This is a genomic window from Flavobacterium aquatile LMG 4008 = ATCC 11947 (assembly GCF_000757385.1).
Classification (GTDB): Bacteria; Bacteroidota; Bacteroidia; order Flavobacteriales; family Flavobacteriaceae; genus Flavobacterium; species Flavobacterium aquatile.
This window is the reverse complement of sequence record NZ_JRHH01000001.1, coordinates 599,124-612,545: the sequence shown is the minus strand read 5'-3', so window position 1 is coordinate 612,545 and position 13,422 is coordinate 599,124. Positions and strand designations below refer to the sequence as shown.

At 28.7% G+C, this 13,422-nt stretch carries 14 protein-coding genes and 3 tRNA genes; 16 read left to right on the top strand and 1 reads right to left on the bottom strand.

Features of this window, described 5'->3' with window-relative positions; translation table 11 throughout:
- Nucleotides 1-42: 42 nt before the first annotated feature.
- The 16 genes from LG45_RS02750 to LG45_RS02675 all read left to right on the top strand — a co-directional run bounded on the left by LG45_RS02750 (nucleotide 43) and on the right by LG45_RS02675 (nucleotide 10,740).
- Nucleotides 43-115 (top strand) — tRNA-Lys (locus LG45_RS02750).
- A gap of 39 nt (nucleotides 116-154) precedes the next feature.
- Nucleotides 155-227: transfer RNA gene (locus LG45_RS02745), tRNA-Lys, on the top strand.
- A gap of 39 nt (nucleotides 228-266) precedes the next feature.
- Nucleotides 267-349: transfer RNA gene (locus LG45_RS02740), tRNA-Leu, on the top strand.
- A 435-nt stretch (nucleotides 350-784) separates the two neighbouring features.
- Complete coding sequence (locus LG45_RS02735; protein ID WP_035124160.1) at nucleotides 785-1,648, top strand: alpha/beta fold hydrolase; 864 nt, start codon at nucleotides 785-787, stop codon at nucleotides 1,646-1,648.
- Between the two features lie 113 nt (nucleotides 1,649-1,761).
- Nucleotides 1,762-2,106, top strand: coding sequence for a VOC family protein (locus LG45_RS16705; RefSeq protein WP_035124158.1), 345 nt, complete (start codon nucleotides 1,762-1,764; stop codon nucleotides 2,104-2,106).
- 408 nt (nucleotides 2,107-2,514) lie between these two features.
- Nucleotides 2,515-3,378, top strand: coding sequence for a helix-turn-helix domain-containing protein (locus LG45_RS02725; protein WP_131494633.1), 864 nt, complete (start codon nucleotides 2,515-2,517; stop codon nucleotides 3,376-3,378).
- A gap of 171 nt (nucleotides 3,379-3,549) precedes the next feature.
- Entirely contained in the window at nucleotides 3,550-4,416 is an 867-nt protein-coding gene (locus LG45_RS02720; RefSeq protein WP_035124156.1) for an alpha/beta fold hydrolase, read from the top strand.
- A gap of 60 nt (nucleotides 4,417-4,476) precedes the next feature.
- Nucleotides 4,477-4,869, top strand: coding sequence for a Rid family hydrolase (locus tag LG45_RS02715; protein ID WP_035124154.1), 393 nt, complete (start codon nucleotides 4,477-4,479; stop codon nucleotides 4,867-4,869).
- Between the two features lie 139 nt (nucleotides 4,870-5,008).
- Nucleotides 5,009-5,428 carry a nuclear transport factor 2 family protein gene (locus LG45_RS02710; RefSeq protein WP_035124152.1) on the top strand — a complete coding sequence of 140 codons (420 nt, stop codon included), beginning with the start codon at nucleotides 5,009-5,011 and terminating at the stop codon, nucleotides 5,426-5,428.
- Nucleotides 5,425-6,309, top strand: a complete 885-nt coding sequence (locus LG45_RS02705; RefSeq protein WP_035124150.1) for an alpha/beta fold hydrolase — start codon at nucleotides 5,425-5,427, stop codon at nucleotides 6,307-6,309. Before LG45_RS02710 ends, LG45_RS02705 begins: the two co-directional genes overlap by 4 nt.
- A gap of 7 nt (nucleotides 6,310-6,316) precedes the next feature.
- Nucleotides 6,317-7,078: a sulfite exporter TauE/SafE family protein gene (locus LG45_RS02700; RefSeq protein WP_035124148.1), complete on the top strand. Its 762-nt coding sequence runs from the start codon at nucleotides 6,317-6,319 to the stop codon at nucleotides 7,076-7,078.
- Between the two features lie 25 nt (nucleotides 7,079-7,103).
- Complete coding sequence (locus tag LG45_RS02695) at nucleotides 7,104-8,087, top strand: type I glyceraldehyde-3-phosphate dehydrogenase (protein ID WP_035124146.1); 984 nt, start codon at nucleotides 7,104-7,106, stop codon at nucleotides 8,085-8,087.
- A gap of 43 nt (nucleotides 8,088-8,130) precedes the next feature.
- The gene (locus tag LG45_RS02690; RefSeq protein WP_035124144.1) at nucleotides 8,131-8,745 is read left to right on the top strand and encodes a pyridoxamine 5'-phosphate oxidase family protein; all 615 of its coding nucleotides are present in this window, start codon (nucleotides 8,131-8,133) and stop codon (nucleotides 8,743-8,745) included.
- A 5-nt stretch (nucleotides 8,746-8,750) separates the two neighbouring features.
- Nucleotides 8,751-9,752 carry a hypothetical protein gene (locus tag LG45_RS02685; protein ID WP_035124142.1) on the top strand — a complete coding sequence of 334 codons (1,002 nt, stop codon included), beginning with the start codon at nucleotides 8,751-8,753 and terminating at the stop codon, nucleotides 9,750-9,752.
- On the top strand, nucleotides 9,736-10,215 hold the full coding sequence (locus LG45_RS02680) for a nucleoside-triphosphatase (RefSeq protein WP_165570786.1): 480 nt from the start codon (nucleotides 9,736-9,738) through the stop codon (nucleotides 10,213-10,215). Before LG45_RS02685 ends, LG45_RS02680 begins: the two co-directional genes overlap by 17 nt.
- Before the next feature lie 111 nt (nucleotides 10,216-10,326).
- Nucleotides 10,327-10,740 (top strand): OsmC family protein, encoded by a 414-nt coding sequence (locus LG45_RS02675; RefSeq protein ID WP_035124138.1) that lies wholly within the window; start codon nucleotides 10,327-10,329, stop codon nucleotides 10,738-10,740.
- Between the two features lie 160 nt (nucleotides 10,741-10,900).
- Here LG45_RS02675 and LG45_RS02670 read toward each other — a convergent pair whose 3' ends face one another.
- The gene (locus LG45_RS02670; RefSeq protein ID WP_035124136.1) at nucleotides 10,901-13,357 is read right to left on the bottom strand and encodes a sensor histidine kinase; all 2,457 of its coding nucleotides are present in this window, start codon (nucleotides 13,355-13,357) and stop codon (nucleotides 10,901-10,903) included.
- Nucleotides 13,358-13,422: the final 65 nt, after the last annotated feature.

The following is a 13,422-nucleotide window of genomic DNA, read 5'->3' as shown; positions in this document are numbered from 1 at the left end:
AATAACGCCTTATATTTGCACCCGCGTTCAAGAAATGATTATGACTCGATAGCTCAGTTGGTAGAGCACATCACTTTTAATGATGGGGTCCTGGGTTCGAGCCCCAGTCGGGTCACAAAATTGACCAAAGTCTAAAAAAATTATTGAACGCAAAGACTCGATAGCTCAGTTGGTAGAGCACATCACTTTTAATGATGGGGTCCTGGGTTCGAGCCCCAGTCGGGTCACAAATAAAGTCGAGCATTTTGCTTGACTTTTTTTATTTAGGCCACGTGGAGAAACGGTAGACTTGCCAGCTTGAGGTGTTGGTGCTCGAAAGGGCGTGTGGGTTCAAATCCCACCGTGGTCACATTTTAATCCCCAAACTACTATAAATGGTGGCTTGGGGATTTTTTTTACAATAGTTTATATTGTATTTCTGTATTAAAAAACTTTGAACTTTTTTTCGTTAAAAAAACCTGCAAATCAATCTAAAAACTATAATGAACTTAAAATCACTGCAAAATCCAATTTAAGAAGTAACTACAAATTTTGAGTTAAAAAACTATTTTAAGGAAGAATTGCCAACAAATTAGGAAAATGTGTCATGTTCAATACCTACGAGTTTGGTTAAATTTGTTGTCACTTTCATGCAAAATTTCCAATCTAGAAAAATTTAAAAGGAATATATCTGCATGAAAATATTGACTTTATCAAACTTTAATTCCTAAATACAATATTAAGACTAGTAAATTAATCAATTATCAGTAGTTAAAGTTTTAATTATCAAAATAATATAAAAATCATGAAAAATCAAATTTTATACAAAAAAATTGAAATTGATTCTCTATCTATTTTTTACCGTGAAGTTGGCACAGAAAATCTTCCTACTTTACTTTTATTACATGGTTTTCCTTCTTCTTCACATATGTTTCGTGATTTAATAAATGACCTTTCAGATAAATACTATATTATTGCGCCAGATTATCCAGGTTTTGGTCAAAGTGACTCACCAAATACAGATGAACTCAATTATACATTTGACAACATTTCTTTAATTATAGAGCGCTTTATAGACCTTTTAGATCTTAAAGATATCAATCTTTATGTTCAAGATTATGGCGGTCCAGTAGGATTTAGAATTGCTAGTCGTCGTCCAGAACTTATACAATCATTGATTATTCAAAATGCCAACTCCTATGTAGAAGGATTTGGAACTGCTGCGCAACCATTAGTTGCTTATATTGAAAATCCTGAGGCTAATGAACAATCTGCACGCTTCTTTTTATCGATGGATGCTACAAAATGGCAATATCTAAATGGAGCCGATAATCCAAAAAAAATAAGCCCGGACAGCTATTCAATGGATCAATATTACCTCAATCGATCTGGAAATAATGAAATACAATTAGCACTTTTTAGAGACTATGGTAGTAATATTAGTAAGTATGAAGAATGGCAACACTATTTTAGAAAACATAAACCACATGCACTTGTAGTTTGGGGAAAAAATGATGAAATGTTTATTGAGGCAGGCGGAAATGCCTATAAAAAAGATTTACCTTCAGCAGAAATTCATTTCTTTAATGGTGGACACTTTATTTTAGAAGAACACCATTTAGATGTAGCAAAACTAATAGATAACTTTATCTTGAAAAATAAAAAATAAAATTATTAATTCAGATACTATTTTATGTTCACTTTATGTTACAATAAAGTGAACTTTTTAATTTAAAGTGAAATGCTTTAAAATCATTAATTTCAATAGTAATAGTATTTAAAATGGAAATTAGACTAATTGTTATTAGAACAAATAACCAAAGAAGACTCGTTGACTTTTACAGTTTACTAGGTCTAAAATTTCAGTTTCATAAACACAATAATTCTCCATTTCATTATTCAGCAACCATTGGAAGTTTGGCTTTTGAAATTTACCCTTTATCAAAAAATCAGTTAGAAACAGTCCAAAATTTAAGATTAGGTTTTGCAATTGAAAACTTTGAAGAAACTTTAAAACTTTTAGAAGATAATAACATTACAATTTCAAAACCTGAACTAACAAATTTTGGTTTTTTAACTGTAGTTTCTGATCCTGATGGAAGAAAAATTGAACTTTATAAAAAATGATTTTTCAGTAAATTGATAATTTGACTCAAAATCATCAATCTATAAAAAAATATTTATCAAATACCAACTGCTATTTTATTTCCAAAATAATTCAAATAGCAATATCACACTGTCCTTATTTTTTTTACAATAATCATCAATATTGCTTTTTAATAGATTTGAAATGTTGTTTTCATTGTTCATTGAGTTTATTGTCACGATATATCGAGAACGATTTATTTAATATTGATATTTCGCTACAAATCGATTTTACTAATCGACATAAATTATTGTTTTTCAACAGCTTATGTTTTGGCATATGTTTTGGACTTCAATTATTAACACTTCCAAGATTCATTATGATCCTAAAAAACAGTGCCATTTTTACCTCAATTCTAGGTGATAACAAAAACATTAAAACAAATCATTATGATTTACAATAAAAATACTTTTGAGTTTTTAAGTCTGTTAGAGATTACTAGTAAAAATAATAACAATTTTTTTGAACTTAAAACTACTGATGTAACTTTTGTTTGGAATAGAGGATGTACAATGAAGATTTTTGTTAACCAAGTTAGTTATCAGTTATTAAAAAATGATATTATTATATTAACTAAACACCATGATGTTGAAAATTTAAATTTTGAATCTGCTCGATTAATAAAATTTAACCTTCCATTCTTTAGTCAAATTGCTGATGAAGTAGAAAATGAACTAAAGGGAGCTATTTTTTTTAATGCATTAAGTCTGCCAATAATATCGATTAATATAGATGAGTTAATCACTTTTGAAAATTCATGGGATACCTTCTGCGAAGAGATGAAATCTAAAGATAGCCTTCAACATGCAATGTTGCAATCGATATTAAAACGTATCATTATACTTTGCACCAGAAAATTAAAAAAAGAAAATAGAGTAACATCTGAAAATAGAAAATCAAACATTATTAAAGAATTTAGTTTTCTAGTTGAAAATTATTTTTCTAAACACCACAATGTAGCTTTTTATGCTTCAATGTTGAATAAATCGCCTAAAACTTTGTCAAATATATTTTCATCATTGTCTAACAAAACTCCTACTGACATAATTCATGAACGAATAATGGTTCACGCTCGTAAACAAATTTATGATACTACCAAATCAATAAAAGAAATTGCCTACGAATTAGGATATGAAGACATCCAAACTTTTAGTAGATTTTTTAAAAATAAAGAAGGATTGTCTCCAATTCAATATCGTGAGAGAGTTAGATATACATCTAATGCTGTTGTCAGTAGTCTAAAAGTCAATTAAAATACTATTAATAATATGACAATCAATTAGTTATACCAAAATTACATTTCTATAATACAAACTATTACTAAGGAAAAATAGTCAACCTATCGGGAAAATATGTTTACTAGATTAGGTATAAAGCTAAGCATCTTTGTAATATCAATTTAATAATTAATTAAAAAAATAATCATGAAAACAAATTATCACACAAAGAAAATCAATGGAGTAGAAATTTTTTACAGAGAAGCAGGTGACAGAAATAAACCTACTTTATTATTATTACATGGCTATCCAACCTCATCACACATGTTTAGAAATTTGATAAATGACTTGTCAGATAACTATCATTTAATTGCTCCCGATTATCCTGGATATGGCAGAAGTGAGCAACCACCGATGGCAGAATTTAGCTATACATTTGAAAATATGGCGGCATTAATGACTTCGCTACTTAAAGAGTTAGATATTCAAAAATATAGCTTGTATTTAATGGATTATGGCGCACCTATTGGTTTTAGAATTGCTAGTGCAAGTCCAGAAAAAATTGACACTTTAATTATCCAAAATGGTTGTGCATATGAAGAAGGATTAGAAACTTTTTGGGATCCAATTAAAGTGTACTGGAACGATAGAAACAATAAAGAGGCTGAAGAAACTTTAAAAGGATTTCATAGTCCTGATGGATTAAAATGGCAGTATACACATAGTGTTCCTGATACAAACTTGATTTCACCCGATAATTGGGAACTTGATTTAAGACATCTAGAACGGCCAGAAAACGGAGCTATCCAACTTCAAATGTTTTATGACTATCAAACTAACGTAAAATTATATCCACAATGGCAAGAGTATTTTAGAAAATATCAGCCCGAAACGCTTATAGTATATGGAAAAAATGATTATATATTTCCAGGAGTTGGTGCTGAAGCTTTTAAAAAAGATTTAAAAAACATAGAATTTCATCTTTTTGATACAGGACATTTTGCTCTTGAAAGTTTTGGAGTAGAAATTGGTGTATTGATTGGAAATTTTCTTAAAAGAAAAGTTGTAAAATAAATCAAATCTTTTCAATGACAAAATATTATAATGATTTTACAAAACTAAAAATTTAAAATTATGTTAAACGATACTAAAAAATATCAGGCACTAAATATGCCTTGGGAAAAAGAATATGGTTATGCTCAAGCAGTACAACACAAAGATTTTGTATGGATATCTGGTCAATTAGGTCATGACGACAAAGGTTCATTACTTGAAGGAATGGAAAATCAAATGCGACAAACCTATGCTAATATTGGAAAACTGTTAAAAGGCTTTAATATGAATCCAGACGATATTGTAGAAGAAGTAATTTATGTCATTGATATGGCATCTGCCTTTGAGTGTAGAAAAAAATTGGGGTATAAATTCTATCCCGATCCAATGAGAATTGCTAGTACAATTGTAGTTGTAACTGGATTGGCTCTTCCTGGGCAATTAATAGAAATAAAGATTGTTGCTCGTCAGTGATTTTAATATTATTATTTATAAATCTTAACTTTCAAATCACACTGCACTATTTCTTCATTGAGTTAAAGATTATATTATAATAGCAATAAATTTGGTTGTAATGTGATATAAAATTCAAAAATATTAGAAATTATTAATCATGGAAAAAAAATATCCTATACCTCCTTTTACTTTAGAAACAGCATTAGAAAAAATACAATTAGCAGAAGATGCTTGGAACAGTCAAGATCCAGAAAGAGTTTCTAAGGCATACACTATCGACAGTGAATGGCGTAATCGATCAGAATTCATTAATGGTCGTGAGGAAATTGTTACTTTTTTAACAAGAAAATGGAAAAAAGAAAGAAACTATAAACTAAAGAAAGAATATTGGGCTCATACAGAAAATAGAATAGCAGTTCGATTTGAATATGAGTACCAAAATGAACAAGGAAAATGGTTTAGAGCATATGGTAATGAAAATTGGGAGTTCAATGAAAACGGATTAATGAAAAGGCGATTTGCTAGTATTAATGATTTGGAAATTCAAGAAAAAGATAGGAAATTCAAAGATTTATGAACTCAAGTAATGAAAAACTAAATAAAGTAAGTTATCAATATGTTTTAATTGATGATGTAAAAATCGCTTACCGTGAAGCTGGACAAATTGGCAATCCAGTGCTATTTTTACTACATGGTTTTCCGGCTTCATCACACATGTTTAGAAATGTAATTCCAAACTTATCTCAACATTTTCATGTTATTGCTCCAGATTTACCTGGATTTGGATTTAGTGATATTCCGAGCCCTGCTGCATTTAAATATAGTTTTGAAAATTATTCTGATTTGATTTCAAAATTCCTCCGAAAATTGAATATCAATAAAGCTAGTTTTTATCTATTTGATTATGGTGCACCAATTTTAATGCGTCTTTTCACAAAGCGTCCAGAAATAATTGAGATGCTCATTTTTCAAAACGGAACTATTTACAACGAAGGAGTTGGAAATGTGTTAAAAGATATTGGTAAATTACTTATGCATGATACAATTGAAAGTAATCTTAAATTAAAGAAATATTTCGAGTTAGATTATATAAAATGGGAATATTTAAATGGTGTTCAAAATGTTTCTAAAATAGCATTCGAAACCTACTCATTAGACCAACTATTAATAAACAGAGATGGCGTTCTACAAATTCAAATAGAATTAAAGAAGGATTATAAAAATAACATCACATTATATCAAGTTTGGCAAAATTTCATAAAAAAACTCCAACCAATAACCTTAATAGTTTGGGGCGAAAATGATGAAGTATTTAACAAAGAAGGAGCACAATCGCTAGCGAAAGATTTAATTTATTCAAAACTGGTATTTTATCCCACAGGACATTTTGCCCTCGAAGAGTTTGGAGATGCAATACAAGAGGAAATAATAAACTACTGGAACTTAAACTTTAATTGATTATTGTATGAGTACATATCTTGAATTTATTTTTTTATTTATTATCGCAATAATTGGTGGAGTATTAAATAAAACAATTAGTGGCGCGTGGTTTATTGTATTTCCAAGCCTAATTTATAATGGAATCCAGCCAGTAATAGGTAATTCAACAACTGCAATGATTCTTTGGTCTGAGCAAATTGCAACATCAGAAATCAACAAAAGAAATCATGAAATATCAAAAAAAAACATACAATTTATGGTTTTTATTTCTGCAATTGGTGGTTTTATTGGGGCATTTTTACTTGCAACCTTATCTCAAGAAATTTTTAAAAAAATCGCACCCTATTTATTACTCTTTTCTTGGTTTTTATTTGCTTTTTATCATCAAATTCTAATTTACATTAATTCACTATTTGAAGATAAAAAAAATTTCAAATACTCACACTGGCAATTAATTCCTCTTTTTTTATTGGGTATTTATGGAGGTTATTTTGGTGCAGCTTTAGGTATGTTAATTTTTGCTTTATATAGTTTTTATGGCGTAAAAAATAAAACCAATCTTGAGGCATTAATTATTTTAATACTATTAGTTAACAATGGAATTGCAATACTTGTTTATGTTTGGAGTGGATTGATTTACTGGCCATACGCTACAATTATGATAGCTGGATGCATCATAGGCGGAAATCTCGGAAAAAAATTTGAACCAAAAATAAACTTGACCGTTGTCAAAAAAATTTTAAGTGTTATAGGTGCAATAGTGACTCTTTATTTTTTAAATTTATAATCAAAACATTCAAAATAATCAAGTTATGAAAAAAATAGCAATTAATGGATTTGGTCGAATTGGTAGAGCAGCATTAAAAATCATCATGGATACTCCGGGTTTGGAATTGGTAGGAATTAATGATCTAATGGATATTGAAAATGCCGTTTTCCTACTTAAAAGAGACAGTATTTATGGAAAGTACGAAAAAGAAATAAAGTATAAAGAAGATTCTATTTTTGTTGAAGGAAATTCTATTAAGTATACTTCTATCAAAGATCCATCAGCACTTCCATGGAAAAATTTGGGCGTTGAAGTGGTTATAGAAAGTACAGGATTGTTTACAAATAAAACAGATGCTGAAAAACATTTGGTTGCTGGAGCAAAGTTTGTTGTAATTTCTGGACCTACAAAAGATACTCCAACTATTGTTCATGGTGTCAATACCGAAGAAGGAAAGGTTGCGATATTTTCATGTGCAAGTTGTACAACTAATAATATTGGTCCAATAATTGAAATTCTTGGAAGACGAATTGGTATTAAGAAAGCAATATTAAATACAACTCACGCCTACACTGCATCGCAAACACTAGTTGATGCACCTTCCAAAAAAGAACCTAGAATGGGTAGAGCTGCCGGAGTAAATTCGGCGCCTGCAGCAACTGGTGCCGCTATAGCAGTAACTAAGGCATTACCTCAATTTGTTGGCAAGTTTGATGGTATTGCTGTACGAGTTCCTGTTCCTATTGGATCTATATCAGATATTACTTTTGTAACTGAGAAACCAACAACCGTAGCAGAAATCAATGCCATATTAACTGAAGAAGCAAAAACAACTCGCTACAATAAAGTTGTAGAGGTAACTGATGAACCATTGGTTTCAACAGATATTATTAAAAGTCCATTTGCTGCTACAGTAGATCTTGAAATGACACGAGTAGTCGATGGAGACTTAGTAAAAGTAATGGCTTGGTATGATAACGAATGGGGATTTACAAACCAAATGATTAGGCAAATTCAAGAACTGTAATTACTATTTTTGAATTTAATTAAACTTACATAAAAACCTATTTATGAATTACTTAGAAACAGCATTTACGAATACTATTAAAAAAATGCAAGAAAAAATTGGCAGTAGAAATAGCTACGCAAGAATGGAACAGATGTCGTATGTTGATGGATTAACCGATTATGAAATAGAGTTTATTACTCAACAAGATAGTTTTTATATGGCAACTCATGGTGAAAACGATTTTCCTTATGTACAACATAGAGGTGGACCGCAAGGTTTTATAAAAATTATAAATGACTCTAACATTGGAATAGTCGATTTTATTGGTAATCGTCAGTATATTTCTGTTGGAAACATAATAAATAATCCTAAAGTTGCTCTAATTATGGTTTCATATCCACGTAAAGCAAGGTTAAAAATTTATGCCGAAGCTCAAATTATTGAACTCAAAGATGATGATAAATTGTATGAATTTTTAAAGCCAGACGAATATAAATTTAGACCCGAAAGAATGATTGTTTTTAATATTAAGGCCTATGATTGGAATTGTCCACAACATATAATACCCAGATTCACAGCAGCCGAAATTGAAGAAGCATTTGCACCTCAAAAAAAATATATAACCGATTTAGAAAATCAAATTAAAGATTTAAAAGAAATTCTTTCCAAAAAATAATTATTGTGATTACAGGAAATACAACTACAAAAACAGGAAATGATGGAATCCTACTAAATTTGACCTCCTTTTGGATTTTTGTAGAAGGCGGATTAGGCGGAGCTATGCATCTTTTACACATTCCATTTACGGGTTTTTTAATAGGTGGTTTTTCTGTAATTACAAATATTCTTATTGCATATTTCAGTAACAATTCAAAACAATTTCTTAAATCTCTATCTATTGTATTGTTAGCAAAACTTTTAATTAGCCCATATTCGCCACCAGGAGCTTATGTAGCAGTTTTTTTTCAGGGAGTTTTGGCATCCTTTATTTTTCCTGTTTTTAAATTAAATGCATTTTCAGTATTTTTATATTCGTTATTAGTGATGTTAGAATCTGCAATACAAAAACCATTAATGGCCTATCTAATTTTTGGTAATGAGTTATGGCAAGGAATAACATTTTTTATAACGACATTTTTTAAAAACAATCAGGCATCACAATTTATTTTAAAAATATTGATTGTTATCTATTTTACAATTTATGCAATATGGGCATATTTAATTGGAATTTGGGCATTAAGCTTTATAAAAAACTATACTCTCTTTAAAAAAAAGTATAGTAGTGCTTTAAATGAAGTACCATATAAAAAGCTGGCTATTGCCAATATTAATGGATCAACTAAAAAAATAGGGTTATTTATTTTACTATTCTTTTTGTTAAGCATTTCTCTAATTGCTGTATTTACTAATACACAATCTGTTAGCTTATATCTAATTAAAACCTGTTTAATTTTAATATTATTTTATAAGATTACACCTGAACTATTGCTTTTTTATCAAAAAAAAACACAATTCAAAAAAAAGCATATAGTTAATAAAGTGCAAGAATTAATTTCTTTAATGTATCAAAATTCTTGGCGTGCAAATATAATTAGTAAACAATATAAAGGTCTAAAACGAATAGAAGTTTTTGTTCATCTAATGATTTGGTTAAATGTTTTTAATAATGGAGAAGAAACCTAAAATAGTAGTTTTATCTGGAAAAATAAAAACTGGGAAATCGAGTTCACTTTTAAATTGGATTAAACACAAAAAAGTAAGTGGTTTCTTGACACCTACAATTGAAGGAAGAAAAGAATTTTATGATATAGAAAAAGAAGCTTACTATCCATACCAATTAGAAAAAAAAACAAGCGATTCTGTTATTATTGGTGACTTCATTTTAAACAAGAATACTTTTAAACTTTCCAATATAATTATAAAAGAAAGTTCTCAAAAAAAATTTGATTGGATAATTATTGACGAAATAGGAAAATTAGAATTACAAAACAAAGGTCATAACATATTATTTAAGAAATTACTTCGAAACTCAAATTCTAATTTATTAATTGTAGTGCGATCTAATCTGTTAGATGAGGTCATCATAAAATATAATTTAAATGAGATTAATATTATTGGAATTGATGATTTAAGAGAATTGTATTAAAAAGTAAGATATTGATTTATAACAAACTAATTATTACTAAATAACTTGAACTATACAATAAGTATGAATTATAAATTAAAAAAATATTTTAAAAACTAAATACTAAAAATTATGAAACGCAAAGCAACAGCCGTTTGGAGCGGCACAGGTATGGATGGTAGCGGACATCTTTCTACACAAAGCGGTGTATTAAATGAAACACAATACTCATTTAAAAGTAGGTTTGCTGATGGTTCTGGAACAAACCCCGAAGAATTATTAGCAGCAGCACATGCAGGATGTTTTACAATGAAACTCACTTTTTGGTTGCAAGAAAAAGGGTTTATTGCTGAAAAATTGGAAACTAATGCAGTAATTTCATTAGAAGAATTCACTATTACCGAATCACATTTAACAGTAAAAGCAAAGGTTCCTGGACTTAGTGAAGAAATATTTGCAGAGGCTGTAAATGATGCAGAAAAAAATTGTCCTGTGAGCAAGGCACTCAATCTTAAAATTTCTGTAGAGTCAACTTTAGAAAGTTAAAATTTTAATTTTTTTGGGTCAGAATTTTAGAGAGCCAATTTCTTTTTTAAATTTAAAAATTTAGACTTAAAAGACTACAATTATCTATTGAATCTTTCAATTAAATAACAAATTATTAAATAAAGCGAGTCATACTCGCTTTATTTTTAATTAAAACAAATTATCCGGAAATAAATTTATCATAACTTATTTTTTGCTTGTCAATTACATTTTTTTCAAAATACAATTTTAATAAAGTTCCATTATTGATTTCTATTGAAAAATCTCCATCTAGGTCATCACTTAATCCTTTAATCAAACTCATTCCAAATGAGGCACTAACTTTTTTGTTTGAATTAATATCAATTCCCACTCCGTCATCTTGAATAGTAAGTAAATAGTGATTGATATCTACAGCTGTTAATGTTATGGAAATCATTCCTGATTGATTATCAGGAAAAGCATATTTTATTGAGTTGGTGACAGCTTCGTTGATTATTAATCCCAGTGGAACAGCTTGTGAAACATCCAATTTCAACTCATCAATTTTAATTTTAAAACGAATACGTTGTTTTAAATTAAAAGAGTCTTTTAAATATTCGGCTAACTCCTTTACATAAATAGGCATGCTTATTGTGGAAATATTTTCAGAAATATACAGCTTTTGATGAATTAGGGACATTGCATGAATTCTATGCTGACTGTTTTTTATTGTAGATAGCGCTAAATCATCCTCAACATATGCAGATTGAGAATTAAGTAAACTAATTACTGTTTGAAGGTTGTTTTTTACCCTATGATGAATTTCTCTTATTAGCCATTCTTTCTCAGCTAACAAATGTTGAAGATTTAAATTTTTTTGGCCAATTTGCTTTTCTTTAATCTCTAATTTTTTATTGTTTTTTTGTTTTAACAAATATCGGTTAAATAATAATATAATTATTATGATGAGTAAAATTATTGATCCTGTTGACAAATTGATAAAGAGTTTTGATCTATCCAATTTACTTTGTTGTAATTTACTTTGCATTTCCAATGTCTTGATATCATCCTCTTTCATCAAAGTTTCATATTGAATTTTTAATTCTTCAATTTGCCGGTTTTTTGACTGATTGTATAAAGAGTCATTAATTCTATTATAACTCTGGTAATGACGTATTGAAGAGAGATAATTGCCCTCTATAGAATCTATCTTAAATAAAGAAAGTTTAAGATTGCTAAAATTAAATTTCTGTTTCATTTTCACGCTTAAATCGGAAACTTTATTAGCATAATACTTTGCTTTAACAGGATTTCCATTTTTTGCATAAAACAATGAAATATCTGAATATCCATTAGCTACGCTAGTTGCAGTTCGTAAAGAAATTATATCCTTTGCATGTTTCTCCATTTCAATATAAAACTTTTCGGCAACCAATAAATTACCAATTTTTTCATAATAAGAAGCTTTCGTTTGGGATAGAAAAAAAATATCTAATTCGTTTTTTGGAGGATAATCATTAGTTTTCTCTATATATTTTAGTGCTTCATCATATTTATTTTCTTTAAGAAGCGACTGAATAATTAACGGAAAACTTTTAAACCAACTTCCGCTATTGAGATTTTTAGTGCCAAAATCAAAACTCTTTTTATACAATTCTATTGCCTCTTCAGAATGACCCATGCTGTCATAAGTACTTCCTAAACGTAGGTAAAAGCTATCGGCACAAATCATGTCATTCGTCAAATTCATTGATTCTAAACTTTTTATAGAATAAAATAAAGCTTTATTTAAATTAAGTTTGGATGTATATATGTAGGATAAAGGTGCCGAAGTATAATGAATATGCTTAAAACCATTTTTTTTTTGTAATTCATAACTTTCTAAAAGTTGCTTTTCTGCCAAGTTAGTATCTCCATTCCAGAAATGAACGGTAAGCATTTTCATGAGCATTTCTATTTCTAACTCCTTTTCGTTAATTGATTTATATAATAACATTGCTTCAGATAATATCTTCACTTTATCAGGTTCGCCTAATAATAAATAAGTACCTTGATTATTTAAGGCTTCGGCTAAAGCTTTTTTATCGTTAACCCTTCTAGTTTCATTTACAACTTTTGAAAATAGCTTTTTGCTCTCTACAAGATTATTTATTTGTGAATAATATTTAGCTAATAGTAAATCACTCTGCCATTTCCATTTACTTATTCCTATTGAAATACTTAACTCTTTGGCTTGTTTAATATACATAAATGCTTTTTGTGTATCAACCTTTTTCTCGCCAGTTTTAAAAAGATAATGGCTTGCTATATGTAACAATAATTTTATGCGATCTTTTTTTTCTAACTGATTTAACCTTTTAACTGCTTCATCAATATTATTTTGATCAACCATTTTAGCTTCTGGAAAATATCTTCCATCGTTATAACCTTCGTCATATGAAAAGGATATTGGAACCCTATTTGCATTACATGCCAAAACCATTGCACTATCCATATCAATCACACCTTGATTGATTGAATGAATATACATACCTGTGGCTTTAATTAGCAACCTCTTTTTTTTAACATTGTAATTATTAAAAATAGATGTATTAGATTGACCATAACTAAGTACAACAACTCCTAAAAATAGACAAATACAATGCAATAATTTCATATTTACTTTATTAAATATTTTTTTTTAATCTTATTATAAAGATATTAATATTATTTTTATTAATA